This window comes from Streptomyces alanosinicus (assembly GCF_014650595.1).
GTDB classification, from domain to species: Bacteria; Actinomycetota; Actinomycetes; order Streptomycetales; family Streptomycetaceae; genus Streptomyces; species Streptomyces alanosinicus.
In genome coordinates this window covers 13,632-39,131 of record NZ_BMVG01000019.1, presented here as the reverse complement: position 1 = coordinate 39,131, position 25,500 = coordinate 13,632, and the positions used below count along the sequence as shown (strand labels likewise).

Genomic DNA, 25,500 nt, shown 5'->3' with positions numbered 1-25,500 from the left:
GTCCGCGATGTCAGACCCGGCCGTTAGTCTCGGGCATCATGAGACTCCTGCACACGTCCGACTGGCATCTCGGCCGGGCCTTCCACCGGGTGAGCATGCTCGGGGCCCAGGCCGAGTTCATCGGTCACCTCGTCACCACCGTGCGCGAGCGCGCGGTGGACGCGGTGGTCGTGTCGGGCGATGTGTACGACCGCGCGGTCCCCCCGCTCGCCGCGGTCGAGCTGTTCGACGACGCCCTGCACCGCCTCGCGGACCTCGGCGTGCCCACGGTGATGATCTCGGGCAACCACGACTCCGCCCGCCGGCTCGGCGTCGGCGCCGGACTCATCGACCGCGCCGGCATCCACCTGCGCACCGAACCCGCCTCCGCCGGCACCCCGGTCCTGCTGGCCGACGCCCACGGCGCCGTCGCCTTCTACGGCCTGCCGTATCTCGAACCGGCGCTGGTGAAGGACGAGTTCGCGGTCGACGAGGCCGGCCACGAGGCCGTGCTCGGCGCCGCCATGGACCGCGTCCGCGCCGACCTCGCCACCCGCGCGCCCGGCACCCGCTCGGTCGTCCTCGCCCACGCCTTCGTCACCGGCGGCCGGGCCAGCGACAGCGAGCGGGACATCACCGTCGGCGGGGTCGCCTCCGTACCCGCCGGGGTCTTCGACGGGGTCGACTATGCGGCGCTCGGCCATCTGCACGGCTGCCAGAGCCTCACCGAGCGCGTCCGCTACTCCGGCTCCCCGCTCGCCTACTCCTTCTCCGAGGCCGACCACCGCAAGAGCATGTGGCTGATCGACCTCGGCGCCGACGGCTCCGTCACCGCCGAGCGCCTCGACTGCCCGGTGCCCCACCCGCTCGCCCGCATCAGGGGCAGGCTGGAGGGCCTCCTCGCCGACCCGGACCTCGCCCGGCACGAGGACGCCTGGATCGAGGCCACCCTCACCGACCCGGTCCGCCCCGCCGACCCCATGGCCCGGCTCACCGAGCGCTTCCCGCACACCCTCAGCCTCGTCTTCGCCCCCGAGCGCACCCCGGACGACCCCTCGGCGTCGTACGCCCGGCGCCTCGCGGGCCGCAGCGACCAGCAGATCGCCGAGGACTTCGTCGCCCATGTGCGCGGCGCCGTCCCCGGCGACCGCGAGCGGGCCGTCCTGCGCGAGGCGTTCGACGCCGTACGCGCCGACGACGCCGCGGGCGAGGTGGCCCGATGAGGCTGCACCGGCTCGACATCACCGCCTTCGGACCCTTCGGCGGCTCCCGCAGCGTCGACTTCGACGCCCTGTCCGCCGCCGGTCTCTTCCTGCTGCACGGCCCCACCGGCGCCGGCAAGACCTCCGTCCTGGACGCCGTCTGCTACGCCCTGTACGGCACCGCCCCCGGCGCCCGGCAGAGCGGCCAGGGCATGAACCTGCGCAGCGACCACGCCGAGCCGCGCACCCGCACCGAGATCCGCCTCGACCTCACCGTCGCCGGGCGCCGCCTGGAGATCACCCGGCAGCCGCCCTGGGAGCGGCCCAAACTGCGCGGCACGGGCACCACCGTGGACAAGGCCCAGACCTGGCTGCGCGAGTACGACGCCACGGCCGGTGCCTGGAAGGACCGCAGCCGCTCCCACCAGGAGATCGGCGAGGAGATCACCCAACTGCTCGGCATGAGCCGTGAGCAGTTCTGCCAGGTCGTGCTGTTGCCCCAGGGTGACTTCGCCCGCTTTCTACGAGCCGACGCCGAGGCCCGCGGCCGGCTGCTGGGCCGTCTCTTCGACACCCGGCGGTTCGCCGACGTCGAAAAGCGCCTCGCCGAACGCCGCCGCGCCACCGAGGCACGCGTGCGGGAAGGCGACACGGCGCTGCTCGCCGACGCCCACCGCATGCAGCAGGAGGCCGGCGAGGCCATGGAGCTGCCCCAGCTGGCCCCCGGCGATCCCGGCCTGGCGGCCGCCGTCCTCGGCGCCGCCGCCGTCGCCCGCGCCACCGCCCGCGAACACCTCACCGTCGCCCACTGCCGCCTCACCGCCGCCGAGTCCGCCCATGCCGGGACCCGGCGCGCCCTGGAGGACGTACGCGAACTCGCCCGGCTGCAGCGCCGGTCCGCCGAGGCCCGGCAGCGCGCCGAGCGGCTCCAGGAGCGGGCGGGTGCCCATCAGCAGGACCGGCAGCGGATGGAGCGGGCCCGCAAGGCGGAGGCCGCCCTGCCCGCGCTGGAGCTGCGGGAGGCCGCCGAGGCGGAGCACCGCCGGGCCGGCCGGGCCGAGGCACACGCGCGGGGCATGCTCCCCGACTCCTACGCCGACGCAGGTGCCGCCGGACTCGCTTCCGCCGCCCGCCGGGCCGCCGGGGAACTGGGCGGCCTGGACGCGGCCCGCCGCGCCGAGCAGCGGCTCCGTGCCCTGGCCGAGGAGCGGACCGGGCTCGACCGCCAGGAGCGCGCCGACGAGGACGTACTCCGCGAGGCCGAGACCTGGCTCGCCGCCTGGGACGCCACCCGCGCCGCCCTGCAGTCCCGCGTCGACGCCGCCCAGGAGGCCGCCACCCGCGCCGAGCAGCTCGCCGTCCAGCGCGACCCCCTGCGCAGGCGGCTGGGCGCGGCCCGCACCCGCGACGCGCTCGCCGCGGACCTGCGGGACGCGCAGCGCCTGGCGCTCGCCTCCGAGCAGCGCGCCCTCGACGCCCGCGCCCACTGGCTCGACCTCAAGGAACAGCGCCTGAACGGCATCGCCGCCGAGCTGGCCGGCCACCTCACCGAGGGCGAGCCCTGCAGCGTCTGCGGAGCCACCGAACACCCCGCACCGGCCCGCAAGGTCGCCGGGCACGTCGACCGTGCGACCGAGGACCGCGCCCTCGCCGCCCACCAGCACGCCGAGGAGCGGCGCGCCGAGGACGCGCGGCGGCTCGGCGTCGTCCGCGAGGCCCTGGCCGCCGCCACCGCCGAGGCCGGCGACACACCCACCGCCGAACTCGAAGCGACAGCGGCCGAGTCGGAGCAGGAGTACGCCCGCGCCCGGCGCGACGCCTCCGCCCTGCACGCCGCCCACGAGGAGCTGCGACGCGCCGAGCACGAACGCGAGCAGCGCCTCGCCGACCGCCAGCAGGCCGCCGTGCGGACCGCCTCCCGGCTCACCCGGCGCGAGACCCTGGAGCGTGAACAGGCCCAGTTGGAAGGCGAGTTGGCCATGGCGCGCGGCGGCTCCGGCAGCGTCGCCGCGCGGGCCGCACAGCTGGAACGGCAGGTCACGCTGCTGACCGACGCCGCCGACGCCGCACGCACCGCCGAGGACGCCGCCCAGCGGCTGAAGGACGCCGACGCCCGCCTCGCCGACGCCGCCTACCGCGCCGGCTTCGACACTCCGCAGGCCGCGGCCGCCGCCCTCCTGGACGCCGCGGCCCACCGAGAGCTGCAGCAGCGCCTGGACGCCTGGCAGACGGAGGAGGCCGCCGTACGCGCGATGCTCGCGGAGGCCGACACCGCGGCCGCGGCCCAGCGCCCGGCAGCCGACCCGGCCGCGGCCGAGCACAGGGCGACAAGGGACGAACACCGGCTGCGGGCGGCGGCCTCCGCCCGGGACGCCGCCGCCCGCAGCTGCGCCGAACTGGACCGCCTCTCCGCGCACGCCACCGAGGCCGTACGCCGCCTGGCCCCGCTGCGTGAGGAGCACGACCGGGTCGCCCGCCTCGCCGCCCTCACCGCGGGCACCTCCGCCGACAACGAACGCAAGATGCGCCTGGAGTCGTATGTACTCGCGGCCCGGCTGGAGCAGGTCGCCGCCGCCGCGACCGCCCGGCTGCAGCGCATGTCCTCGGGCCGCTACACCCTCGTCCACTCCGACGACCGCACCGGCCGCGGCCGCAGCGGGCTCGGGCTGCATGTGGTCGACGCCTGGACCGGCCGCGCACGCGACACCGCGACGCTGTCCGGCGGCGAGACCTTCTTCGCCTCCCTCGCCCTCGCGCTCGGCCTCGCGGACGTCGTCACCGACGAGGCCGGCGGCGTCCGCCTCGACACCCTCTTCATCGACGAGGGCTTCGGCAGCCTCGACGACCAGACCCTCGACGAGGTGTTGGACGTCCTCGACTCCCTCCGGGAGCGGGACCGGAGCGTGGGCATCGTCAGCCACGTCCCTGACCTGCGGCGAAGGATCCACGCGCAGCTGGAGGTGGTGAAGGGGAGAGGGGGGTCTACGCTGCGGCAGCGGGGGGTCTGATGGCTCGTGAAGTGGCGCCTGACGGTCGACACATTGCCGCCGGTCTGGACGGATTTGTTCCCTGTCTTTCCGTCTCCTCCCTTGATCGTCCTTGGCCTTCTGTCCCCCGCCTGTCCCCCGGGCATCCCCCGGGACTAGCACGTCACGCGAGCCGGGCCTGGGGCGTGTCCGCAGCCGCAGGTGGCGAATGGTGGAGGATTCGGTTGACTGCCGCTTTGAGTTCGCGATGTCTGGGCGGATGTTGCATCGTCGACCCATCGTGGTCAAGAGGAGGCGGTTGTCGTGCTGGACGAGCGAGAGGGCCTTGAGCCAGACCAACCTCTGCGAGACCGAGACGACCTGGGTGTCAGTAGGACGGCGTAGCCATGCTCGCCATCTGCCTTGGCGCAGGAGACTGCTGGGGGACAGCGTGGCGGAACTGTCAATGAGGCGGCAGCCAAGTCTGCCCGTCTCCCAGAGCGGACGCGAAGCAGGCTCCACGATCACATTAGGGCTCCAGCCGGGTGCCAAACGCCGTCGAACGATGGGTAGTTGACTAGGTTTGCTGCGCCCACAGGCTGCAACTGGCGGGGGCACCCCTTACTTCATGTACTTCATGTTGGAGCCGTCTTTCCGCAGCCTGGCCTGCCGGACCGTAACGACGTGGGAGGACCCTTCAGTGACCACGGACACCAGCGAGGAGACGGCCATACTTCTCCAGCGGGCAGCTGCTTCGTTCCAACCGCTCGCAGGGGAGCCCTCCCCTTTCGGACCGCCCGTCGGCTACCCGCTCGCTGGTGAGCAGGTGCCCCTGGCGGGCTTCGCCGATGAAGCCGCGCTGGCCAAGGCCGTACTACGTCGGCTGGCTCCCTGGTTTCACATTCAGCGCGAGGTACCCGGAAGGCACCCCACCGGACGCCCGTGCCGGATCGACGCAGTGCTCAGGCCGCGCGACGCGCAGGTTTGGAAGAACCCGCAGGTGGCGCTCGGCGTTGAGTTCAAGTCCTGGGACTCGCATGTCGCGGACGCGAGCAGAAAGGACCGGATCGGCTGGGTTGCTCAGGCCATCGACTACCCGATGGTCGATTGGGAGGGCTACGGGCGCCTGCCGGTCTTCATGTGTCCCGACCCCTTCGTGCGCAACCGCAACCTCCCGGGCGACGGCGTGGACGACGTGGGCCACTTCGTGGACGGCTTGCTCGGTCAGTACAACCTCGGCTACCTGACCCTGTTCAACGGCAACGGCCTGACCATGCTCATGTACGGCATGAACACCGTTTGGTATGAGCGGCACGGCGTTTCCAACGGTCGGAATTGGACCCTGCGACCGCGCACCGGACACCGCAGGTGGACCGCCATACAGCCGCAGCTCGCCGGCTTGTGGTCCCGGAGCGACCGTTTCATCTCGCCAAAGACACGCGGTCGCTCCGGATGTTTGTAAGCACTTCTTTGGGCACCAGCGCACCAGGGTTTCGGGGCTACGTACCAAGTTGATCTGGCTCCACTGGTACGACAAGACAGCTCAGGCCAGGGTCAGGAGGGCCCGCGCATCGCATCTTGCGGCGTGATCGGATAGGGGATGACTTCGTTCTGGACTGGTAAGCGGGTACGTTTGCGCGGTATCGAGCCCGAGGACTGGACGGTGTTCGGTCCCCGGGCCCTCAACATCGCGTCGAAAGTCGCCCCGGTCGGGCCGCGTCAGAGGAGCTGGAGCACCTCGGCCAGCGCGCCGGGTCGCTGGTCGACGGGCAACGGTTCGACTAGGTGGACCCGGCACCCCAGCGTGGCAGCGCCGACGTCCGCAACAGGCTCGTCTCCCACCATGAGTGCATCGCCGGGTGCCACTCCGAGCTTGTCGCACGCCATCTGGAAGATCCGGGGATCGGGCTTCTTCACACCGCGCTCGAAGGAGAGGAAGTAGGCGTCCACGAGGGCATCGACACCGTGGTCGCGGAAGACAGGGCGCATGTCCCAGCCGATGTTGCTGACGACAGCGACCGGGATGCCTCGCGCGCGTAGGGCGCGGAGGGTTTCCTCGGTGTCGGGATAAGGCAGCCATGCCCCGGACACTTGGGAACGTTCATACAGGGCCTCGGCCAGGTCGGCCGCAGGCAGCTTCGCTTCCCGGGTAAGGGCTGTGAAGGCAGCCCGGTGTCGTTCGGCGGTCAGATCGCGCTCCCGCCACAGTGCCTCCAGGTGGGGCGGCACTGTGCGCGGAGGAACCCCTCCGGGCTGAGCGCCGAACTCTTCCAGCCGGCTGACGCACGCGTCGAGTTCACCCTCGGGCACGTCCAGACCAGCCTTCGTTGCCACCGCGCGCAGCCACTGCGCGGCCGATTCGATCCGGAAGAGGGTCCCGGAGAAGTCGAACATCACACCCTTGATCATGCAGCCGATCCTGGCGGCGCCGACGAGCCGGCCGCAAGCCCAAAACGATCAAGATCTGCGACCCGAGCAGTCCACCAACGTCCTCAGGCCCTTGATGTCCGAATCCACTGAGGAACAAGATCCACGCTGGTCGATTCAGGAATCGCCGTCACGATGAGCGAACTCGAGTGAATGCTGGGCCTCCGGAGCAACGTGAGGCTACGGCAGCTTACCGACGACGTGCCCTCTTTGGGGTGAATGCGCTACTCCGTCCGCCCGGCCACGGCAGGGTCGAGGGGTCCCGGTAGAAGGGGCCCGAGATGGTTCCGGTGGCGTCGGGTCCGGCGATGGCTCCGATGGTGTCGGCGCCGGTACCGGCGGTGCCGAGGACGGTGACGCGATCCCCCTTGCTGTAGGCGTCGGGTGCGGTCATGGGATGGGTTCCTTGTCTGTCCGACTGAGGTGCGTAAGCCCGGCCGTGCTGGTGGAGTTGGCTCCGGGCGCGGCGCCCTCGGGCACGGCGGTGAGCGTCATTCAAGGTCCGGCCGCAGTACGGTGGCGCGCGGAATGCTCGCCGTCACGGCTGGTGTCCTTCCTCGTCGCGGGGCGTCGGGGCGGCTCTGAGCGGGTGGTGAGGGCAAGGTCATGCGTTGGGTGGTGGGGTCCCAGCGGCAGTCGCGGTACAGCCGGTTGTAGTCGGGGGCGGCGTCGGCGTCATCGGCGTTGCATGGTTCGTAGCCGCCCGGGCCGATGCGGCAGTAGAAGCCGTATTCGATGCATTCTGCTTCGCCGGGTATTTGGCCGGTCCAGACGGTGTTGCAGGTGTTGCCGGGATGGCAGTGGGTGCGTTGGAGGCCGGTGAAGGCGCAGCGTGCGATGTCGCATCGGTCGGCGTGGAGTGTGCCGGGTGAGGCGGAGCAGTCAGGGCAGCTGTCCTGGCGTGTTGGTGTGAGGCGGGTTCGGGGGTCCGGGTTGGTGGGGGTGGTGAGTTTGCCGAGCCAGAGTGCGCGGAGTGCCTTGTTGAGGTCGTGGTTGCTGGCGATGGTGTGGAGGTTGAGGGTGCGGTGGATGAGTTCGCGGAGGAGGGTGGGCGGGAGTTGGGCTGTGGCCCAGTGCAGGGTGAGTCCGCGCCTTGGGTGGTGGCGGGCCCAGGTGGTGTGCATGCGGGTCGAGAAGGTGACTGTTAGGTCCTTGTTTGGGATGTGTGTGGCGAACTGCGGATGGTTTAATTCCCGCCATTCGCGGCCGGTTTCGGCATAGAAGTTGATGAGGGTTCACCGTGCTTCGTCCGGATTTAGTGTTGTGCTGCGTCGGACGTGGAGCCAGCCGCCGGTCGGGGTGTTCCGCAGCTGGGTGAGTGGCTTGTTCTGGTCGCTGTCGGCGACGATTCGCAGGCGGTGCAGTCGGCCGAGAACGTTGAATCCTGAGCCGGGGGCGAGTTCCTTGAGCGGGTCGTCGGGTGCGGTTTCGGCGAGGTGCGTGAGGCGCTGGTAGATCCATGAGCGGCGCCGTTCGACGAGGGCGGCGGCGTCCAGATCGGTCGTGGTGTGCGGGCCGTGGACGATGATGCCGCCTCGCCGGGTGACGGTGACGGCGAGCGTGGTCCTGTTGCTGGTGCGAACGGTGACGTCGATGGTGCCGACACGTATGGTGCGGTCGCTGGAGGGCATGATCGTGTGTCCTTGGTGTGGGGGAGAAGAGGCGGCCTGGCGCCTTTTAGATCGCCTGGCCATCTGCGGACCGTCCGCCGGCGAGCATGTGCGTCAGTCCGCGGGCGAGCTTGCGCACCTCCACGGCGTACAGGACCAGTTCAATCGCCTCGCCGTCGGCGCCGATCTGTAGGCGGTCGCTGTACTGGGCGCGGTGCGACTGCGCCTCGTACTGGCCGGGCCGTGCCCGTGCCCAGTCGTCCGCCCCGCGGAAGCGGCCTTTGTGGAACCACGCGCGATCCACGGCTTCGGTGACGAACGTGCCCCATGCCCGGGCCGGTACGCCGCGGGCTTCGACGCGTGCGCGCGCGCCCTCGTCGTTGATCACGATGTACCAGCGGCCGAACCCCTTGCTGTCGAGCGCGAGGTGCTGCCGGTACCGGAGCTGGAGGCTGGGCCACACCATGTGGACCAGTTCCACTGCCCGGTCGACGGCGGCCTGCTGTGCTCGCTTGTGAGCGGCGACTGCGGAGGTCAGCGGCTGCTGGTCGCTGGTGTGTCCGTCCGCGTGGGTGTGGTTGGCCAAGCGGACCTGCGCGCTGCGGTCGATCAACATGTGGCCGAGGTCTTGGGCGTAGCCGGGCGTCATTTCGGTGATCAGCTGGCGGCCCTCATGGACAGTGACCAGGTTGACGTGCCGTACGAAGACTTGGCCGTCGGGCAGGGCGTCGACGATGTGCGGGTTACGCAGGGCGAACTTGGTGGGCACGACTGCGTCGTCTTCGAGGCGTTGGGTCCATGCGCTGCTGGTGGTGACGGCTTGCAAGGTGGATGAGGAGATCTTCGGGTACCAGGTGGCCTTGCGGCGATTGATCTTCATAGGCGTTCCGTGTTGTTCATGCGTGACGGCGTCAGCGGTGGCTCGCCGAGTGCGCGTCGCGATTGCTTCGAGGCGGGAGCAGGGCAGGGATGGCTGGGCATGGGAGGCCCCGTGTGGCGGGCCTCCCATGGGGCAGTCAGGCTGCGGCCGGCACCAGCTCCTTCGCGTGGGCCTCGTCCGGGTCTGTGTTGGCGGTGGGCTGCTCACGCTCGGCGTCCTGCCGCGCCTTCTCCTGCTGCTGGGCGCGCCCCTTGGCGGCCGTCTCTGCCTCGATGGTGCTGAGCGCGTAGCCCTCCGCCTCGAGGAACGTCAGCCAGGCGACGGTCTGTGGGTCGATGTGGTTACGCCAGGCCGCGTCGTCCATGTGCTCGCTCTCGTGGGCGGCTGCGACGTGGGCGAGCAGGATGCGCCAGGCGCTGGCGGGGCTGGTGCGGGTGATCACCTGGCCAAAGGGATCGCTGACGCGGTTCCACTGGGAGCGGTCCTTGTTGGGGTCCTCGACGCCGAGGAAGTGTGCGGGCAGATCGGTGCGCTTGCGATCGATGAAGTTGTCGTACGCGTAGCTGGTGCCGGTGATCATGGACAGGATCAGTGGCCACACTCGGATACTGGCCTCGGGCTGGTGACACAGGTCCTTGATGAAGTCCAGGCGCACGGTGCGGGCCTGCCGCCATGCCTTGTTGTTCTCGATCACCAGCCGCCGCTCGGCCTTGGCCGCTTCCTTGTCCGGGCCTGTCTGCTGCTTGTCCTTCTTGGCTGCCTGAGGGGTGAGGGGGTGGCCATACCGGTTCCAGGCGGTGCACAGCCAGATCACCTCGGCCTCGCGTGTGTCAACGCAGGCCGCATGCCCGGGGCAGTCCTGGTGAGTGTCGGGAGTGTGGGGCTGGCCGTCGTCGGTAAGGAGATCGGTGAGCGGGCGGGTGCTGGTGCCCGACCAGTTCCAGCGCCAGTCCACGACCGTGACTTCCTCGGCGGTCAGCTCCTGGATGAGCTTGGCGCATGTGTCGGCGAGTTCCTTCTCGGCGCGCAGTTCGGCCAGGGCGTGCTTCCAGTGACCGCGCTTGTGGTTGCCCTCCCGTATGTCGCGGCTCTTGGCGCGCCGCAGGGTCCACAAGGCATCGTCGACGCTTTCGACTTCCTGGAACTCGGCCAGCTCCACCAGGTTGAAGCCCTCGTCGACCGCCTCGGTGAGGTTTTCGTCGGACAGCTGGGATGCCTTGGTGGCGGCGGCCAGTTCGGCGGGCTTGAAGCCCATCGCGCGGGCATGCCGGTTCTTGCGGGTCTTCGGGATGTTCATGAGGGAGAGCTGCTTGGCGGCGTCGATGTCGTCGCGGATCGTGGCCTGGCGGCGGTGCTTGTTCTCGATGAACGACACCGTCAGCGCCGCGTCGTCCACGCCGGTCAGATCGTCGCGGATGATCGCCGGGATGAGCCGGTAGGGCTTCTTCTTCGCCTTGGCCTTCTTCGCGGCGGCCAAGGCAGCGTTGTTTCGGCGCTGCCCGAAGATGATGCCGAGCTTGCCCTCGTGCTCACCGGTCTGCGGGCGCAGCACGAGCGGGGTGAGGACGCCGAGTTCGTCGACGCTGGCCTGGAGTTCCGCATCCGGCTGTGTGGTGTCCTCGTCGTCCCCGCCGTCGCGGTGCTTGCGATGGTTGTACGGGTCGATGACCAGGTCGTGGGGGTCGACCCAGGCGAAGCGGCCGGTGAATCCTTCGACGGCGGCGGGACGGGCGTCGGTGGTGGTGCTCATGGTCGTGGTCCTTCACGCCAGGGGCGGGCACACGGCGGCTGCGCCCGCCCGGGATGCGTTGTCGGCGGAGTCAGGCGGTCACAGGGGTGGTGCGGCGCTTGGTGGTGCGCTTCGCCGACGCAGTGCGGTGCCCCGTGCCCTTCACCCGGCCGGTGGACTTCGCGTTGCTCTTGGTCGTCGGCGGGGCGGTGTCCGCGTTCTGGGCGGGTTCTGCCGTGCCGGCCGTGGCGTTCTGGCTCTGCTCGGTGGGAGCCTCGACGGCGGGCGGGATCGGTGTCCCGTCGGCGCGCAGGCGGGGCCGGTGGCCGTCGAAGGCGGGCAGCAGGCTGGTGCGGATGACGGTGAGGATCTCCTGAAGCGGCGAGTGGGTGGTGAAGCAGACTCCCTTGCTGTAGCGGATCCCCTTGGGCAGCCGGTTCTCACGCTCCGGGCCGGCCGATCGCTTGGGAGCAGGGCCGCCGATGGCGAAGGTCTGTACGGCCTTGCCCTGCCACAGGTGCCGTACGCCGATGGAGCGGCCGTCGGGGTGGATGAGGCGAATCGACTTGTCCGCGAAGCCTGCGGGGGTGTCCTCGGGGTCTTCCCTCCAGCCGTCGCCGAGGGCTTCGGCGATGGGCTTGGACAGCAAGTACAGGTCGATCTCGCTGAGGATGGTCGCCTGCGCTTCCTCGTCGGCTTCCGCTTCCACGCCGTTGGTGTCGACGGTGTCAGGCGCCATGGTGTCGGTGCTGGTCACGGGTGTGCTCCTGTTCCAAGAGGTGCGTAAATCTCGGGGTGCTGCTGTTCGCGGTGAGTCAGTGGGCGGTGCGGACGATGGCGGGGAAGGTTCCGGGGATTTCCGGCTCGACGGCGCGGATGGCGCGGACCGCGTCTTCGCTCAGATTGGCCAGGCGGCCCTCCCGGGTGAACCCGGCGAAGACGACGGGGCCGCGGACGTCGGTGATGGCGGCCTGGGGGAGGAGGAAGTGCAGGGCGAGGGCCGCGTACAGATTCGGCGGCTGGCCTTCCCGGATCTCGGCGACGAAGGCAACGGTGTTTGCGCCGTCCGTGCCGTGCACGTAGTGGAGGGCCTCGGCGTCGTCTCCGAGGGCTCGGTGAATCTGAGTGAGCTGGGCGGTGTCGTTCGTGCTCAGGTGCAGGTCTGTGATCGTGCCGTCGGTGGCGACGAGCAGGGTGTGGACGGTGTCGGGCACGGCGGCTTCCTGGTCTTGATCGGGCTGAGGCTGGGGCCTTCCCCCTCAACTGTTGAGTTAATTCTACTATGCATGGGGGTGGGGTCAACTGCGCTTACGCAGGTCACAGGGGGTGGGGTGGGCTCAGGCGGCGTGCATGAGGGCCGTATCCACCAGCTGCTGCACCTGGCGGACGGCGGCGATGAGCCGAGCCTTGCCAAGTGCCTCGTCGCGATGCTTGAAGACGGCCCGCGCTTCCCTCATTGCGTCTTGGACTGCGTTCGGGTTTGCCAGCGCGTCGGCGCACGCGACGGTGACACGAGGGCCGAGGCCCCAGATGATCGCGTTCACCGAGGCGCAGGCGGCGGCTATCTGGTCGATGTCGACCATCGACCACTGGAAATCCGCAGGGTCGTGGCCGCGTTCGCGGATGTACTGCGCGGCCGAGCGCGGCAGCCCTCCGCTGCCGGCGCATGGGTCATGGATGTGCTCTCCCGTACGCGGCTCATTGGCTGCGAGGTTGATTTCCATGATCTGTCCCGCAGCGAGCACCTCGGACATGGCGTCAGCGACCGGCGCCGGGGTGTGATACTCGCCGAGCCCCTGCCGGGCGCCCTGGGAACGCAGGCACATCATCACCGGCGACAGCACGTCTGTGGCCGAGCGCAGGAATGGGTCCTCGTGTGCGGTCAGGTCGAACAGGCCGCGCTTGAGGGCGGTTTCGGCGACAGCGCGCACCGCGTGCATCCGGTACTCGTCGACGTCATCGTTCAGCCACTCGTGCAGGATCCGTGCACGCTCGATCAGGTCGGGCCGGTGAAGCCAGTGCATCGACCAGATCTCACGGAGCATCGCGATCAGCTGCGGGCCGTCCTGGGAGAGGAGCTGTGCTTTGAGGTCCGGGCCGTTCGCGTCCTTCTCCCTGATGAGGGCGAGGGTCGCGACCACGCCGATCGGCACCTCGATGGCGGTGCCGCCGTGCCGGTTGTGCCACCGTTCGGCCACCGCTTCGCCGATCTCCAGGGCGCGCCGGTGCGGATCGCTCACCGGGTGCGGGCGGGGCGCCCGCCTGATGCGCGGGGTGCAGGGTGCGGCCGTCCGCACCTGCCTCGATGCCGTGGCTTTCGGTGTGGACGGCGCAGGCTTCGGTGCCGCGGTGAACGCAGCGGGTATCGGCTCGGCTACCTCTGCGAACAAGTCGAGCTGCTGAGTCACGTAGAAGTCACCTTCCGTGAAGGGGTGCCGGTAGACAGGGGCCCGCTCTCAGGGAGGTGGGGAGCGGGCAGGGGTGGCATGAGGGGCGCCTGAACGGCGCGCATGCACTTCCTAGTTGGCGCCGCCCATCGCCCAGTGGATGCCACGGGCCGCCATGGCCGCCTCGCGGCGATCCCGCGCCAGGCGGGCGTCGCGCTCTTCGGCGCTCTCCTGCCACATGCGGATATCCGCGATCTCCTGGTGACCGAACCGCTGGGCGATGAGCGCCGCCGCGGCCTCCGCCCCCAGCAGCTCTTCCCCGTTGTTGAGGAACGTGCCGACCGAGTTGCTGTGGCGACCGCGGATGGTGGTCCAGTAGCACTGCGGGCGGCAAGTGCAGGCGTAGCTGTAACTGACCTTCCAGCGGCAGCTGTTGAGCAGCTCTTCGCGATTCACGAACGGTCTCTTCTCTGTGCTTGGCGTAACGGTCGAAGGGAGGTTCTCCCTCCCCCTTGTTGAGTTAATTCTACTATGTATAAGGATGGGGTCAACTGCGAACATGCAGGTCAAGTGGGGGCGGCCGGGTTAGGCTTGGTCGATCCAGGCCATGCCGTACGGGGTCTGCCACAGCCAGGACAGCCCCGCCTTGTGGATCTCGGCTCGGACTCTGTCCCACCACACCCGACCGAAGCGGTCAGTGTGCGCCTCGACGGCCCAGGCTGCCGACGCGGCCGTGTCCGGCACCTGAAGGATCTCGGCCACCGATACTCCGAACCCGTGGATTCGTTCACGCAGATTCATGTGGAGTTCGCCAACATCGCCACGCCACCACTCGTCACGACCACGCTCCTGGCCTTCCTGCGCGAGCGGCCACCCCTGCTCGGTGATCGCCCCGTGCTGCTGCAGTGCGATCCAGGCCACCGCCCGCTCCCGAGACAGCACCGCGGGCCGGAAGACCACTGCCAGCACCTCTAGTTCGGAGGCCTCGACCGCCCGTATCCGCGCCGGCATGTGGGCCACGTTCCCGTCGTGCCGCGCCTGGGCGCGCTCCCGCGCGGCGTTCTCCGTCCGGGCGTCCCACACCGGAATCAGGTAGTTCCACGTCGTGTTCGTGCGTTCCGGGTGCGCGTACGTCACCTTCCACAGGCCCCGCATGTGCCTCTGTTCTCCTTGCTGGTTGTGCTGTTCTGGCTGGCCGGTGCACGGGCTGCACCTACTGGGAAGCGGAGAGCGGCTTATACCGGGCCACCCACTCCTCGAAGGCCCGCGGATCGGCGACGCGCAACTGGTCCATGTAGAGCCAGGCCATGCGGGCGTGCAGGGCGCGGGCCTTCTCTGTGAACGAGACCCGGACCGGCAGATGCCCTCGGCCAGAAGGCCACGTGAGGCGGCTGGAGCTGGGTGCGGCAGCCTCGATGTACCAGTCCAGGTTCGCGGCCAGCCGCACCGGCAGCTGCTCTTCGATCGGCTCGTCCTCCATGGGCCAGATGCCCTCGTGGTCGTTGGCGAAAAAGTCGTGCGGACTGCCGCTCGCGGCATCGGCCGGCATGTTGACCCAGATGCGCTGACCGTGCTTTTCGTGCGGTTCGACGTCGATGACGGTGCGGTTGTACGCCAGACAGGTTCCGTTCGTCTTCGACAGGTAGAGGACGGCAACACGATCGCCGCGCTCGTACTCGTTCATGGAAACCAACTCCTTTTTGATGGCGGCTACTTCGGGGGTTTGTGGAGGGCTCGCACGGCCTGGGCGCGGGCTGCAGTGGCCGGGCATGGACCGGTGAGCGCACGGACATGAGCGACGACTTGGCCGTGGTCGTCCTCGCGTACGGCGCGTTGAAGGGCGACAAGGACGTCCGCCACTTCATGAACGGTGGTGGGGTGCCCCCGTCGGCACCGGCAGGTGTCTGCCGCGTACGCGGATAGCGCCGAAAGAAGGCTCGGATGCTCGCTCTGCGGCAGGCAGCCGCGGTGCCGCATGGCCGGGCGTGCCCTGCGCAGGTGGCTGTAGAAGCGGGTGCCGGACCAGCCGCACATCAGGCAGGCGACCGGCCACAGCACGTCGCTGCCCGGATAGCCGCCCAGCGGCGCCCAGCCGAGCTCGTCGATACGGGCGACAGCGAGGGCGGCCGAGGTGACATTGCGGGCCGAAGGCCTCAGCCCGGCGAGATAGGCGCCAAGATCCTGTTCAGTGCGCCAGTTGCGAGGGGCTATTCGGGGTGCTTCGTAAGTCATGTTTTCCTTGATCCATAGGTGGCGGTCATGCGGTGTACGCGCGCAGCACGGCGTAAGCCGTGGCGATCGGGGCCGTCGGCAGAAACAGAGCCATCGGTGCGGTGGGATCTGCGGCGTTAGCGTCGTGGCGAACCGTGACCTGCTGGTCAGGGGCGCACAGAATCGTGAATCGGGGCCCGGCCAGCGACGGCGCGGCGCGCAGCACAGGGAGCGCGTCGAGCACGGCATGCACTGGGGGATCGAAGTCCGCCGCCGTGGCGTGCTCGGGGGCGGCGGACGGCTCGGGCAGAGCCGCCCGGGCGCAGCGGATGGCCCAGCTGACAGGGAGCTGGTCCAGCAAGAGCGCCACCGTGCCGTCGTAGGGGGCAAGGATGTGAACACTGATGACGGGGACGCCGTCGTCGCTGTTCTTCAGGACGATGCTGGCGGAATCCCGCTGAGCTTGGGCGACGGCCGGTATGCCGGCGCTACGCAGGGGGCAGGCTCAACAGCCGCAGCGCCGCGTGGGCGTCGCGCTGGCCGAGGGGCGGCAGCACCCGAGTATGGATCAGTTCCGCTGCCTTGTGACCCGTCGCCTCCGTGATCGGCGCCGTCGCCCTGATCTCGTCAGGGTTGCCAGGGGTGCTGCTCATGGCGGTGAGGGCGCTGATGCGCAAGCCGTCTGCGTGCAGGCGCAGTTGAATGCGCAGGCCGAAGGGATGGACAAGGATCGCGGTGCTCAGCAGGCCGGTCACAGACCATTCGGGGCCGAGCGCGGTCGCGGTATCGGTGGCGAGTGTGAGCAGACGTGCGGGGACAAGGCTGGTGTCGTATGGCATGGAGTGCTTTCTGAAGAAGCGCAGCGCCGAGCAGTTCGTGGACCTCTGCGGGTTCGGGCGCTGGGGTGTGGCGAGGGGGGTGAAGTGGAGCCCAGCTTCAACCCCCCTCCTCGTAATAACTATTCTACTATGGGTAGGGGTGGGGTCGAGTGCGAATGCCCAGGTCAGATCGGAGTTACGGGGGTGCGGCAGCCGCGAGTTCGGCGTTCACCCCCCTCGGCGCTGCGGCGCCCGAAGACCTGTCAGTCAGGGGTATGCGGGTGAGAGTCAGGCCGGTGTGCCAGCCGCCGAAGATCTCCTGCGCGGCAGGGTGCGCGGTGTGCAGCTGGTACCAGGTGCCATGGCCGGGCAGGGTCTCGATCGCGATGACAAGAAAGGCGATGGCGTCACCGCGAGCGTCGGACAGGTGACGCCCAGGGTTGCCGCGCAGCCATACGCGGTCGCCCGTCTTCACTGCCCGGCCCCCGTCTGGGGCGCACGAGCTGACAGCAGGAGCGCGGTCTCAAGGGACACCTCGAGGTCGTCCCGGTCAAAAGCGAGGGAACCAGCGGCGATGTACGCCGAGTGCTGGCCCGTGCAGAAAGCATCTGCTGTACTGCCGGGATTCTGCCGGGCCCACTCTGCGGCGTACTGGGTGAACGCCTGCGCATACTGGCCAGCGGTCGACGGGTACTGGTTGTCGTTCGCGGCAGTGTCGCGCGCTTCCCAGGCCACGAGCAGCAGCAGGTACCGGCGTACCTCCGGGCTGCTGAAAGCCCAGAGCGACGAGAATCCGTAGGTGATGCGGGCCTGCTGGGCGTCTCCTCCGAAGGTTGTCAGGCCGTGGGTGAGGAACTCGTGGAGCGAGCGGGCCTCCTGCTCGGTGCTGTCTGTGGCGGGTGTGCGGTCGTTCATGGGTATCCGATTCGTTGTTGCGGGAGTGGTGGCGTAGGACGGCCACCACGTCGTACGGGACTCGGGGTTGTCGGGGCTCGGCTGGCGCGAGAAGTCACCGGTCGTGCGCACCAGGTACTCCCATGAGCCGTCCGGCCAAGGGCCTTGGCGGTCGAGGATGGTGGCGGTGCCGCCTGGCAGGCGGCGGGCCCACTCCTGGTTGATGTGGGTGACGCGGGTGCCGTTCGGCAGAGGGTGCCGGGTCTTGATCTGCCCGGTCACCGGGCGCAGTCGCTGTGGATGGTTCGAAGGCGACGGGCTGTGCTGATCAGTGCGCATGCTTCGTTGGTGCGACCCAGTCCGCTGAGTGCGCACACCTCGAACATCAGCGCCCAGTGGTGGGCCGGAACAGTGTCGGCGAACTCATCGAAGGTGGACGGCCGTCGTGCTGCGGGGAGCCGGTTCCAGGCGTTGCGGACGATGCGCTGCATGGTCTTGTTGGTGTGTCTGATCTGTCCGCCGTTCAAGCCGAGTTCACCGATGATGTCGGCGGCGGCGTCCAGTGGCAGGTGCTTGTCGAGCACGGTGTTGATCGTCTTTCGGGATTCCAGAGGTACACGCGTGTGTCGGTCGGGGCTGCATTACGGTGCGGTCCCGGGGCTGTCGGTCAGTGCGCGGGCAGGCGGAAGAGCAGCCAGCCGTCCTCTCCTGCGCCGGTAGTGACGGCAGCAGGCGGCCCGCCTCGCTTCGAGGCGGGCCGGTGATCGCGTGGGTGTCAGCGGATGTGTACGCGCGGCCGGTTGGTGCGCATGACGCGCCTGTGGCTGGCTTGCTTGGCGTCCTGCTTGCGGTAGATCTCGGCGAGCACGTTGTCGGCACCGACCACTACGGTGACCGCGTCGTCCAGGACGGCGTTCTGGGCGCCCGGGGGGAGGGAGCGGAACCATGCCTCCATTGCATCGCCGTCGTGCTTGGCCAGGCCCAGCGTGTCCGCGTAGCTCTCCCATGCGTGCACGGTCATGTGGGCTGCCCATTCGATGGCGGTTGCGGCCTGCTCCTCGGAGATGCTGTGGTCGGCGGCGACCTGAAGAACGGCGAGTGGATCCGGCGTCATCGTGTGCATGGGGGGTAGTTCCTCATCTCGTACTTCCAAGCGGTGGTTGGGAGGACCCTCTCCCAACTGAAGTTAATTCTACTATGCATGGAGGGGGTGTCAATCGCGTTTATGCAGGTCAGAGCCTCGGAAGCTGCCTGCTGATGCGTCGATTCACGATGCGACGCGAGTCCGGCGGTCACTGCGCGAGGCCCGCTTGCGGATGCTCGCCGCACCCGCCCGCCGCACCCCGGCCCGCTGAGCGGTAACCCGGCACTCCCCGCACAACGGCTCCCCAAGCCGCCGATGCGCCTTCACCCCACTGCTCGTCCCGCACGTACCCGCCTGCGACAAGAGTTTCGGCAGCACCGGCGCGCCCTCGGCGGTTGCGACCACCTTCCCGTTGACCCACATGCGGCCCGCGCACACCCCGTCGAACCGGCTTGCCTCCGGTCGCACCCGCTCGTAGCACCGCAGTACGAACGGGCAGAGCTCAACGCAACCCTCCAGCAGCGGCACGCACTCCTCCAGTACTTCGCGAGGCTTGGAGCGCATCAGCTCCTCACTGGGCACGTACCCGTCGACGCCGGCGCACGGAGCGGCGCTGGTCCAGGCTGCGGAAGAAGTGGAGGTGATCACAGATCGGAGCTTTCTCGCGGTCGCGTGGAATCAGAACAAAGAGGGCTGGGCCTTGACGGCCGGACAGATGGCATCCAGCGCGGCAGCGGCCTTGAGCGCGAGCTCACTGGCCCGCCGCGCCCAGGGACGATGGAAGTACGCCGCCCACGCCTCGGGCGTGCTGAACGGCACCGGGCCCGGCAGGTACGCGGCGTCGTGTGCAGCCACAGCCTCGACGGCGGCACGCAATGTGCCGTAACGCACCGGGGTGAGATGGAAATTCACCACCTGGTAGACGTCATGCCAGTACACGAAACCGGACCGCATTCCACCAGGAGCATCGACTTCGTAGCGGAACCCGCCGGGCGTGACCGACCAGCGCGTCACGCAGCCGGCGTCCGGCTCTCCTTCAAGGCGCCGAACGCTATGCCTGTGCCCACTCTCATCGAACTGCTTCTCGCCCCACCGGATGCGGGCGAGGGGATCAGGCAGGTCGATGAACTCCAAGAGCCGGGCGGGTGTGAAGAAGTCGCGCACGGCCATCTGGACGTCGTCGTCGGTCAGCTTCATGCGGCCCTCGCAGTGCGCGAGCATGTGGCCAGGTGTGCCTTCGCAGCGTCGACCAGGGGCAGCAGGCGCAGGTCGCCGACCTCACCACTACCGGGGTCCGCAGGCACGGAGTCGTAGACAACGCACCGCCACGCGGCGCCTGGCTCATCCTCGGGAACATGGCTGAGATGCCAGCCCGTCAGCGCGTCGCGATTCAGCGGCAGGGCGTCCTCGCAGGCGAGAACGAGCAGCGTTCCGTCTTCGGCGTAAGCACAGACCGCCAGCCCGCCGCGCGTCTCCACGTAGGGACGCAGCCCCGCCGCCTCAAGGGCAGCGTGGACGTCGCCGTACGCGGCGAGCACGCGCCGTTCGTCCGGCCCGTAGGCGGCACGGATGGTGGCCACCTCGGCGGCGACATCAAGCATGAGTATCCGATCCAATCCTGCTGGTGTTCTACATCAGCCTATTTTTCGCGATGCGCAACCATCGAGAGGTCAGCCCTGTCGTACCATCAGGGATTCGTCGAACTGCTCCCCGAGCCTGCCCTGGAGCTGGCGCACCAGGTCGTTCAGTCGCACTCGCGCATAGTCGGGGACTTCCCGCATCAGTAGCCCTGTCCTCACAGGCCGCCCAACTTCCCTCGGTGTCAGTGAGACCGCGACCCAGTCCTCACCCTGGAGGTGTTGAGCCCTCACTGTCAGGCCGTCGTCGCGACGACCCCACGCCGTCACCTTGTCGCCGGCACTGGTGACCTTCAGTGCGCCGAGCCTGATCGGTGCCCAAGTGGGATCCATTTCGGCGATCTCGGCCATTCCGCCGGTGATCGATGCTGCAATCACAATGCCTCCAAGAGGTGGTCAGCAGGCCCCTCCTGTCCATATGATTAATTCTACTCTGTCTGATGGGGGCGGCAAGTCGATCGAGCCGCCACTCGGAGGCTCAGTTTTACATCAACCTATTTGCCGGGGTGACTCTACCCCCTCGCCCCGCACAGCAGCCGCCCGCCTCACCTCCCTCATCTGCGCGAGCTGCTGCTGAGCCACCTCGGACAGCCCCTCCACCCCAGGCTTGCGCTGCACCTGCGCCAGCACCCGCTCATTCGCCTCCCGCTCACGGGACTTGAACCGCTCCTTCTCTGCCCGTTCCTCGCGCTCCCTCATCTGCCGCGGACTCGTCCCACAGCCACGACACGAACGCCCCAGCCCATCCAGATGCCTTGGACACGACGGCGGCTTGCCCTCTTCAACCGCGGCATCGTCAGGCTCCCCCGCAGCGCCAGCTGTGGGGGTAGGGGGGTTCTTCTCTGTGTATTGGTTCTGGTTACTAACTAGAAAGCCTGAAGAACCGGCGGCTGGTTCACCGACGCCTGGTTCACCGACGCCTGAAAACCCGTCCTCGGCCTGCTCGTCTTCCTCGCCCGCGTCGGCGGGGGCCTCTTTCATGTCTCGCTGCAGCCTGCGTGCAACCCGCCGACCCACCTGTCGGCTGTACTCCTCGGACGCCCACTCCTGCGCTGTGTCATGCACTTCGGTAACCCGCACCAGCGTCCCGTCGTCCAGCCGCTCAGTCACCACCCGGTAGTAGCCGTACGTCCGCAGCTCCCGCAGGGCCTTGCGTACAGCGTCCCGACCTTCCTGCCCCGCTGCGGCGATCGACTCTGAGCGGACCTTCCAGTTGTCCGGCTTCGCCAGCAAGAACGCAAGAATGCCCCGTGCCCGGAACGACAGCCGTGAGTCTTCGATGGTGGCCGTCGGCAGCACAGTGAAGCCAGTGCTGAGGTGGCGGCGCAGGATCGTCACGGAAGAGCCTCCAGGGCGGTGCAGAAGAGTTAGTGATCAACAGCAGAGGTCCAGGCCCCGCGTAAAGGGCGCGGGGCTCTTACAAGGGCCGTCAGGCGGTCGGGCGGGCTGGGCTGACCTTGATGGAGCGGGGCGTCCTCTGCCCAGCCGCCTTGCGCATCGGGACCGTCATGCCGGCCCGACGCAGGACCTCGACCATGGCCTCGGCATCAGGCAGCATCGGCACGACGAGATCGGCATCCTCGAACTGCTCCACCATCGCCGCGACATCCACCTCCTGCTTGGGGTTGCCGCCGCTCCAGCCGAGCTCGTTGTCGCCGTAGCGGCCCTCCGGAGAGTCGGCGAGCATTGCCCGCGCCTTCTCCTTCAGGCGCTTGCCCTCCCGATACATCTCGTGGCCGCGCACATAGTCCGCCAGCGCCTGGGCGCGGTCGGCGTCGTCGTGCACGAGAATGGTCTGGGCCGGCATCCCCGGCGGCACACCAGGCCAGCAGGTGCCGCGGAACGCACAGTTATCGCAGATGACGCTCAAACCGGGGCCGTCGTGATCGCGCGGAAGATCCTCAGGCGTGGGAGCTTCCAGGACGCGGTCCACCCACCAGCGGGCCTCGGTGGCCAGCCACGGGTCGAAGGCGAACTCCTGCACGTGCTCTTCGCCGGTGTCGCGGCACACGAACCTGAAGCGGATGTGCTGTACGTCGATCGGGCCGAGGCGGTGCAGGTACCGCTGGCCAGGCACGTCGGCGAAGCCGACGGTGCGCAACAGGTCTGCGTACAAGAGGACTTGCCGCATCTCGGCCGCCGTCGGGCCGTAGCGGACGACGCGGTCCCAGATCCGACCCGACTTCGTCTTGACGTCCTCCACCGTCACGACGTCGGCGGGCTGAACAGGCCGATGGCGCTTGGGAAGCCGCGCGGCGGTCGCAGCGTCGAGCTGGACGATGTCGATGTGGCCGCGCAGCACCTCATCGGTGACAGTGCGCTCGACGAGCCAACCGTACTCACGACGTGCGTCCTCGAGCAGACCTTGGTGGATGTAGGTGCCGAGGATGGCTGCACGCATATCCGGGCTGTGCGTGCGCTCCACGCCGTGAAGGATGTATCCGGCTCTGCGGGAGCAGATGGTGTCCGAGGCGCCCAACTGCCTCTGGCGAGAGCGGGGCCGACGAGCGTCAGCGGCGTGCGCCGCGTCCCAGATCGACACTGACGCAGGCGGGGCGAAGGATTGCGTGCTCACACGGAACTCCAAGAGGGCATGCCGGGGCCCGGCCACGTGGGCAGCGGGCCCCGGCAAGAAAATTGAGGTCACAAGAGGTCGTTCAGGCAGCCGTGAACTCGTCGGCCGGCGCTTCATCCACGGCGTCCTCGGCGGCCGAGTCCTGCTCAGCGGCGGCGGCAGCGGCCCGGAGCTTCGCGGCGTCGCTGGTCGGATCGGTGAGCTGCTCGGGGTTCTTCAACTCCGCGGCCTGCCGCTCGATCGCGGCCTTAACGACCCGGATCTCCTCGCGGGAAAGATCCGAGTCCGAACTTGCCTCCGTCCACAGCTTCTTCAGCTCATCCAGACCGTCCTTGGCGGCCTGCTTGACCTTCGGCAACCACCGCTGCGCGAGATCCCCGCTCAGCTCCGGGGTGACCCTGGGCTGAGTGTGGACGGAGCAGCCCATCAGATCGAATACGAGGCGCTCGATGGTGAAGTCCGGCAGCGTCTTAGGCTGCCCGCTGCGCGGCACCTCGAACTTCAGCGACCGCGCCCCGATGATCTGCGGATCACTGTCACGCTGCAGCCGCACCCACACCGTCGCGTCGTAGGCGAGGGACTTGTGCCCCTCCACACGCCAGTCCTTCGTGTTCGGAATCGGGTCGCCGTTGCCGTCCACGGCGGCGATCTCCTTGCCCCGGGCCAGCAAGATGACGATGCCCGGCATGGTACGTACGAGATACATGACGGCCGCCCACCGCTCATAGGCGTCATTCCACAGGTTCATCGTGGGCTTGACCTCGGCGTCCGGGTCCTGCCGCAGCTTCCTCTGTCCCTTGGGGGAGCGCCGGGCGCGCTCATTGGTCCAGTTGACGAGCATCCGCCACAGCAGAGAGATCGAGTCGATCACCAGGACTACGGGCGGCTCCTTCGCGGCCGCCGCTCGCTTGGCCTCGGCGTGGACGGCTTCGATCTGGCCGAGGATGTCGCGGTAGGTGCCGTTGTGGTCGATCAGCAGATAATCCGCGCCCGGAACCTGGGCGTACTCGTCAGCGGTGTCCTCGCCGAGTTCCAGCCAGTACGCCTGGCCGGTCTTCTTGGAACCGGTGAACTGAGCGGCGACGTACGACTTGCCGGCCTTCTCGTGGCCCTCGATGAGGATCTTGGGCCACGGCACGATGCCGGTGGGCTTGCGGGTGCGCAGGGGTGGCACCGCCATGGTGGACACGAACATCTCCAAGAGCTATCGAAAGATGAGCACTCACCTATTTCTAGGCGGTGTGGATCTTCCTGGTTTCGAACAAGGGGGACCACTCGGGGTGCAGCTCGATGAGGCGCCGCACATAGCGGGAGCGGAAGTCATTGTTGAGCTTCCAGGGCTCTCCGTGAGTGGCGATGCCGTACTGCCAGCGCAGAACCTCGAACAGCATCCCGATGCCGATGCGCCTGAGTCCGCGCTCGACGCAGTCGGCGGTGAGGCCTTCCAGGTGCGTGAGGATCCAGGGGTTGAGCTGGTGAAACTCCTCGAATCGCTCCTGGATCGTCAGCTTGTCGCCCGGATTCTGGGGCTGGCGAATGGCTGCGATGGGCAGCTCCAGCTGTACCGTCATCACTTCCCTCCCTGATCGATGTATCGCAGCCTATTCTGCACGTGAAGAATCTGACCGCGTGGCCACCCCTCACCTTGTAATGTTAATTCTACTATGATCATGGAGGGGGTCAACTCCCCAGCGCGACCCCTGAGGTCTGAGCGGGCTTCGGGTTGCTGTGAAAGTCAGGACTCGCTCACGGCGGCCTTACCTCGCTTTGCGATCACCGACCCTGGCCCGTCGTACCGGCCTTCTCGCAGCGCGTCTACCACATCCTGCTGCAACTGCCACACCCCGCCGCGGCTTTTCTCCATCGTCGACTCCGCGGCTTCAAGAACAGTGTCCAGCAGCCACAGTGGAGAGCCCGAGAGGAGATAGTCCTCCGCTGGCAGCATTCCGCCGCCCCGGTTGCGGGCATTCGCAGCGATGAACTTGCTGACACCGAACAGGGCCCCGTACTCCTGAAGGCCGACCAGAGGCGGCAGCTCACCCTTCTTCTTCGGGCGGACCGTCGCCTTCTGCTCCTTCTCCAGCTCGGCGAGGAGCTTCTCATCCAACTGCCGGCCACGGCTGCCCGGCGGCAAGGCGAAGTCCACCGCCAAGCCCCCCGGCCAGAACGGTTTGCCCGACACGATCACGGCGTCCTCGTAGGACAGGATCCCGTCCGGGATCCATCGGTCGCTGACCGCCGTCGGCGCAACGTTGTAGATCTTCGCGAACTCCTTGCGGCCCACGATCAGCGGCTTTGCCACGACGGCCTCCTTCCTCATGCTCCACCGTCCGGGGCATAGCAGAATAGCTGCCGCAGTGGCGAAAGCCGTACCCGAGGGCCACGCTGCCGGGACTGTTAGCCTTGAAGCGCACATTCCAAGAGGTGCACAAGACCTCCAGACCCGCCTCGCTGGCCGATGCTCTGGAGGTCTTCACCTGCCAGGTGCACGCTACCCAGTCACCCGCACAGGCCATGCCGCTCATCGGGCTCATCGCCCTTCGAGTTCGGCATTCGGAGCATGGGGCCGGTGAGTGCTGCTGGAGTGTCGAGGCCTGCAAGTAGCTCGATGATCTTGTCGATGTTGGTTAACCGTCGTGCACCTGACTCAAGCATGGACAGGAATGCTTGGCTCAGCCCAGTGAGCTCAGCCATGTCGCTCTGCCGTAATTGGCCAGCCACGCGGACCAGTTGACATAACCTGCCGAAGTCGCGGGCGAACAAGGCTTCCTGAACGTCGGTACTGGACCACACTTCGCTTGCCACGCGGGGGGCGGGCCTAGGGTGGTACCGCGTCCTTCGTACGCAACTGCTGCAGTATGGCTCCTCGTTGTACCGGCTGAGAACGCATTGGCAGTGCCGGCACCGGCGGGTGTCATGCCCTAAGCCTGCATCTACGGCAGGGGTGGGCGTTGACCGCCCGTGGTCGCCCGGGAAGGCGTGCCAGTGAATCTCCAGAGGCGCTGTGCCCTCGACGGTCGAGCATGCAGCCTGAAGTGCGGAACCTCGCCTGTTGGAAGCGCCAGCCAGTATGTCGTCCGACGGGTGTGTGGTGATCGCGG

Annotated in this window: 31 protein-coding genes; 3 read left to right on the top strand and 28 right to left on the bottom strand. The window is 68.4% G+C overall.

Annotated features, from left to right (window positions below):
* Window positions 1-38: 38 nt before the first annotated feature.
* From IE277_RS29905 to IE277_RS29895, 3 genes are all read left to right on the top strand, one after another.
* Complete coding sequence (locus IE277_RS29905; protein ID WP_189956827.1) at window positions 39-1,202, top strand: exonuclease SbcCD subunit D; 1,164 nt, start codon at window positions 39-41, stop codon at window positions 1,200-1,202.
* Window positions 1,199-4,189: an AAA family ATPase gene (locus tag IE277_RS29900; RefSeq protein WP_189956826.1), complete on the top strand. Its 2,991-nt coding sequence runs from the start codon at window positions 1,199-1,201 to the stop codon at window positions 4,187-4,189. The genes IE277_RS29905 and IE277_RS29900 overlap by 4 nt, the downstream gene beginning before the upstream one ends.
* A gap of 658 nt (window positions 4,190-4,847) precedes the next feature.
* The gene (locus tag IE277_RS29895) at window positions 4,848-5,609 is read left to right on the top strand and encodes a hypothetical protein (protein ID WP_189956825.1); all 762 of its coding nucleotides are present in this window, start codon (window positions 4,848-4,850) and stop codon (window positions 5,607-5,609) included.
* 257 nt (window positions 5,610-5,866) lie between these two features.
* Here the strand turns inward: IE277_RS29895 and IE277_RS29890 are convergent, their stop codons facing one another.
* The 28 genes from IE277_RS29890 to IE277_RS47715 all read right to left on the bottom strand — a co-directional run bounded on the left by IE277_RS29890 (window position 5,867) and on the right by IE277_RS47715 (window position 25,204).
* On the bottom strand, window positions 5,867-6,556 hold the full coding sequence (locus IE277_RS29890) for an HAD family hydrolase (protein WP_189956824.1): 690 nt from the start codon (window positions 6,554-6,556) through the stop codon (window positions 5,867-5,869).
* 208 nt (window positions 6,557-6,764) lie between these two features.
* The gene (locus IE277_RS29885) at window positions 6,765-6,968 is read right to left on the bottom strand and encodes a hypothetical protein (RefSeq protein WP_189956823.1); all 204 of its coding nucleotides are present in this window, start codon (window positions 6,966-6,968) and stop codon (window positions 6,765-6,767) included.
* A 97-nt stretch (window positions 6,969-7,065) separates the two neighbouring features.
* Complete coding sequence (locus IE277_RS29880; protein ID WP_189956822.1) at window positions 7,066-7,698, bottom strand: hypothetical protein; 633 nt, start codon at window positions 7,696-7,698, stop codon at window positions 7,066-7,068.
* Window positions 7,699-7,809: 111 nt separating this feature from the next.
* Window positions 7,810-8,205 carry a YgjP-like metallopeptidase domain-containing protein gene (locus IE277_RS29875; protein ID WP_189956821.1) on the bottom strand — a complete coding sequence of 132 codons (396 nt, stop codon included), beginning with the start codon at window positions 8,203-8,205 and terminating at the stop codon, window positions 7,810-7,812.
* 46 nt (window positions 8,206-8,251) lie between these two features.
* Window positions 8,252-9,064 (bottom strand): hypothetical protein, encoded by an 813-nt coding sequence (locus tag IE277_RS29870; protein ID WP_189956820.1) that lies wholly within the window; start codon window positions 9,062-9,064, stop codon window positions 8,252-8,254.
* A 136-nt stretch (window positions 9,065-9,200) separates the two neighbouring features.
* Entirely contained in the window at window positions 9,201-10,814 is a 1,614-nt protein-coding gene (locus tag IE277_RS29865) for a ParB/RepB/Spo0J family partition protein (RefSeq protein ID WP_189956819.1), read from the bottom strand.
* 70 nt (window positions 10,815-10,884) lie between these two features.
* Window positions 10,885-11,550, bottom strand: a complete 666-nt coding sequence (locus tag IE277_RS29860; protein ID WP_189956818.1) for a hypothetical protein — start codon at window positions 11,548-11,550, stop codon at window positions 10,885-10,887.
* Window positions 11,551-11,608: 58 nt separating this feature from the next.
* Window positions 11,609-12,007 (bottom strand): type 1 periplasmic-binding domain-containing protein, encoded by a 399-nt coding sequence (locus IE277_RS29855; protein WP_189956817.1) that lies wholly within the window; start codon window positions 12,005-12,007, stop codon window positions 11,609-11,611.
* Between the two features lie 123 nt (window positions 12,008-12,130).
* Window positions 12,131-13,033 carry an N-6 DNA methylase gene (locus tag IE277_RS29850; RefSeq protein WP_189956816.1) on the bottom strand — a complete coding sequence of 301 codons (903 nt, stop codon included), beginning with the start codon at window positions 13,031-13,033 and terminating at the stop codon, window positions 12,131-12,133.
* A gap of 279 nt (window positions 13,034-13,312) precedes the next feature.
* The gene (locus tag IE277_RS29845) at window positions 13,313-13,636 is read right to left on the bottom strand and encodes a hypothetical protein (RefSeq protein ID WP_189956815.1); all 324 of its coding nucleotides are present in this window, start codon (window positions 13,634-13,636) and stop codon (window positions 13,313-13,315) included.
* 129 nt (window positions 13,637-13,765) lie between these two features.
* Window positions 13,766-14,335, bottom strand: coding sequence for a hypothetical protein (locus tag IE277_RS29840; RefSeq protein WP_189956814.1), 570 nt, complete (start codon window positions 14,333-14,335; stop codon window positions 13,766-13,768).
* A gap of 58 nt (window positions 14,336-14,393) precedes the next feature.
* Window positions 14,394-14,864, bottom strand: a complete 471-nt coding sequence (locus IE277_RS29835) for a hypothetical protein (protein ID WP_189956813.1) — start codon at window positions 14,862-14,864, stop codon at window positions 14,394-14,396.
* Window positions 14,865-14,890: 26 nt separating this feature from the next.
* Entirely contained in the window at window positions 14,891-15,412 is a 522-nt protein-coding gene (locus tag IE277_RS29830) for a hypothetical protein (RefSeq protein WP_189956812.1), read from the bottom strand.
* 25 nt (window positions 15,413-15,437) lie between these two features.
* Window positions 15,438-15,752 (bottom strand): hypothetical protein, encoded by a 315-nt coding sequence (locus tag IE277_RS29825; RefSeq protein WP_189956811.1) that lies wholly within the window; start codon window positions 15,750-15,752, stop codon window positions 15,438-15,440.
* A gap of 127 nt (window positions 15,753-15,879) precedes the next feature.
* Entirely contained in the window at window positions 15,880-16,230 is a 351-nt protein-coding gene (locus IE277_RS29820) for a hypothetical protein (protein ID WP_189956810.1), read from the bottom strand.
* 175 nt (window positions 16,231-16,405) lie between these two features.
* Complete coding sequence (locus IE277_RS29815; RefSeq protein WP_189956809.1) at window positions 16,406-16,684, bottom strand: hypothetical protein; 279 nt, start codon at window positions 16,682-16,684, stop codon at window positions 16,406-16,408.
* Window positions 16,681-17,385, bottom strand: coding sequence for a hypothetical protein (locus IE277_RS29810; RefSeq protein ID WP_189956808.1), 705 nt, complete (start codon window positions 17,383-17,385; stop codon window positions 16,681-16,683). The genes IE277_RS29815 and IE277_RS29810 overlap by 4 nt, the downstream gene beginning before the upstream one ends.
* Window positions 17,382-17,687 carry a hypothetical protein gene (locus IE277_RS29805; RefSeq protein WP_189956807.1) on the bottom strand — a complete coding sequence of 102 codons (306 nt, stop codon included), beginning with the start codon at window positions 17,685-17,687 and terminating at the stop codon, window positions 17,382-17,384. Before IE277_RS29805 ends, IE277_RS29810 begins: the two co-directional genes overlap by 4 nt.
* A 191-nt stretch (window positions 17,688-17,878) precedes the next feature.
* Window positions 17,879-18,226: a hypothetical protein gene (locus tag IE277_RS29800; protein ID WP_189956806.1), complete on the bottom strand. Its 348-nt coding sequence runs from the start codon at window positions 18,224-18,226 to the stop codon at window positions 17,879-17,881.
* 639 nt (window positions 18,227-18,865) lie between these two features.
* A complete protein-coding gene (locus IE277_RS29795) occupies window positions 18,866-19,384 on the bottom strand; it encodes a hypothetical protein (RefSeq protein ID WP_189956805.1) in 519 nt (172 codons plus the stop codon).
* The gene (locus IE277_RS29790; RefSeq protein ID WP_189956804.1) at window positions 19,381-19,788 is read right to left on the bottom strand and encodes a hypothetical protein; all 408 of its coding nucleotides are present in this window, start codon (window positions 19,786-19,788) and stop codon (window positions 19,381-19,383) included. The genes IE277_RS29795 and IE277_RS29790 overlap by 4 nt, the downstream gene beginning before the upstream one ends.
* A 69-nt stretch (window positions 19,789-19,857) precedes the next feature.
* Window positions 19,858-20,175, bottom strand: coding sequence for a hypothetical protein (locus IE277_RS29785; RefSeq protein ID WP_189956803.1), 318 nt, complete (start codon window positions 20,173-20,175; stop codon window positions 19,858-19,860).
* Window positions 20,176-20,313: 138 nt separating this feature from the next.
* Window positions 20,314-21,162, bottom strand: a complete 849-nt coding sequence (locus IE277_RS29780) for a helix-turn-helix domain-containing protein (RefSeq protein WP_189956802.1) — start codon at window positions 21,160-21,162, stop codon at window positions 20,314-20,316.
* 91 nt (window positions 21,163-21,253) lie between these two features.
* A complete protein-coding gene (locus tag IE277_RS29775; RefSeq protein WP_229882059.1) occupies window positions 21,254-22,249 on the bottom strand; it encodes a hypothetical protein in 996 nt (331 codons plus the stop codon).
* 232 nt (window positions 22,250-22,481) lie between these two features.
* Window positions 22,482-23,579 (bottom strand): AAA family ATPase, encoded by a 1,098-nt coding sequence (locus tag IE277_RS29770; RefSeq protein ID WP_229882068.1) that lies wholly within the window; start codon window positions 23,577-23,579, stop codon window positions 22,482-22,484.
* 52 nt (window positions 23,580-23,631) lie between these two features.
* On the bottom strand, window positions 23,632-23,970 hold the full coding sequence (locus IE277_RS29765) for a hypothetical protein (RefSeq protein WP_189956800.1): 339 nt from the start codon (window positions 23,968-23,970) through the stop codon (window positions 23,632-23,634).
* A 164-nt stretch (window positions 23,971-24,134) separates the two neighbouring features.
* A complete protein-coding gene (locus tag IE277_RS29760; protein ID WP_189956799.1) occupies window positions 24,135-24,701 on the bottom strand; it encodes a hypothetical protein in 567 nt (188 codons plus the stop codon).
* A 197-nt stretch (window positions 24,702-24,898) separates the two neighbouring features.
* Window positions 24,899-25,204, bottom strand: a complete 306-nt coding sequence (locus IE277_RS47715) for a helix-turn-helix domain-containing protein (protein WP_229882058.1) — start codon at window positions 25,202-25,204, stop codon at window positions 24,899-24,901.
* Between the last annotated feature and the right edge of the window lie 296 nt (window positions 25,205-25,500).

What these genes read in the sequence shown, in the direction of transcription:
- IE277_RS29905 (WP_189956827.1), top strand. Translation starts at nt 39, where the DNA reads ATGAGACTCCTGCACACGTCCGACTGGCATCTCGGCCGGGCCTTCCAC.
- IE277_RS29900 (WP_189956826.1), top strand. Translation starts at nt 1,199, where the DNA reads ATGAGGCTGCACCGGCTCGACATCACCGCCTTCGGACCCTTCGGCGGC.
- IE277_RS29890 (WP_189956824.1), bottom strand. Translation starts at nt 6,556, where the DNA reads ATGATCAAGGGTGTGATGTTCGACTTCTCCGGGACCCTCTTCCGGATC.
- IE277_RS29885 (WP_189956823.1), bottom strand. Translation starts at nt 6,968, where the DNA reads ATGACCGCACCCGACGCCTACAGCAAGGGGGATCGCGTCACCGTCCTC.
- IE277_RS29880 (WP_189956822.1), bottom strand. Translation starts at nt 7,698, where the DNA reads ATGCACACCACCTGGGCCCGCCACCACCCAAGGCGCGGACTCACCCTG.
- IE277_RS29875 (WP_189956821.1), bottom strand. Translation starts at nt 8,205, where the DNA reads ATGCCCTCCAGCGACCGCACCATACGTGTCGGCACCATCGACGTCACC.
- IE277_RS29870 (WP_189956820.1), bottom strand. Translation starts at nt 9,064, where the DNA reads ATGAAGATCAATCGCCGCAAGGCCACCTGGTACCCGAAGATCTCCTCA.
- IE277_RS29865 (WP_189956819.1), bottom strand. Translation starts at nt 10,814, where the DNA reads ATGAGCACCACCACCGACGCCCGTCCCGCCGCCGTCGAAGGATTCACC.
- IE277_RS29840 (WP_189956814.1), bottom strand. Translation starts at nt 14,335, where the DNA reads ATGCGGGGCCTGTGGAAGGTGACGTACGCGCACCCGGAACGCACGAAC.
- IE277_RS29835 (WP_189956813.1), bottom strand. Translation starts at nt 14,864, where the DNA reads ATGAACGAGTACGAGCGCGGCGATCGTGTTGCCGTCCTCTACCTGTCG.
- IE277_RS29830 (WP_189956812.1), bottom strand. Translation starts at nt 15,412, where the DNA reads ATGACTTACGAAGCACCCCGAATAGCCCCTCGCAACTGGCGCACTGAA.
- IE277_RS29820 (WP_189956810.1), bottom strand. Translation starts at nt 16,230, where the DNA reads ATGCCATACGACACCAGCCTTGTCCCCGCACGTCTGCTCACACTCGCC.
- IE277_RS29800 (WP_189956806.1), bottom strand. Translation starts at nt 18,226, where the DNA reads ATGCACACGATGACGCCGGATCCACTCGCCGTTCTTCAGGTCGCCGCC.
- IE277_RS29795 (WP_189956805.1), bottom strand. Translation starts at nt 19,384, where the DNA reads ATGAAGCTGACCGACGACGACGTCCAGATGGCCGTGCGCGACTTCTTC.
- IE277_RS29790 (WP_189956804.1), bottom strand. Translation starts at nt 19,788, where the DNA reads ATGCTTGATGTCGCCGCCGAGGTGGCCACCATCCGTGCCGCCTACGGG.
- IE277_RS29785 (WP_189956803.1), bottom strand. Translation starts at nt 20,175, where the DNA reads ATGGCCGAGATCGCCGAAATGGATCCCACTTGGGCACCGATCAGGCTC.
- IE277_RS29770 (WP_229882068.1), bottom strand. Translation starts at nt 23,579, where the DNA reads ATGGCGGTGCCACCCCTGCGCACCCGCAAGCCCACCGGCATCGTGCCG.
- IE277_RS29765 (WP_189956800.1), bottom strand. Translation starts at nt 23,970, where the DNA reads ATGACGGTACAGCTGGAGCTGCCCATCGCAGCCATTCGCCAGCCCCAG.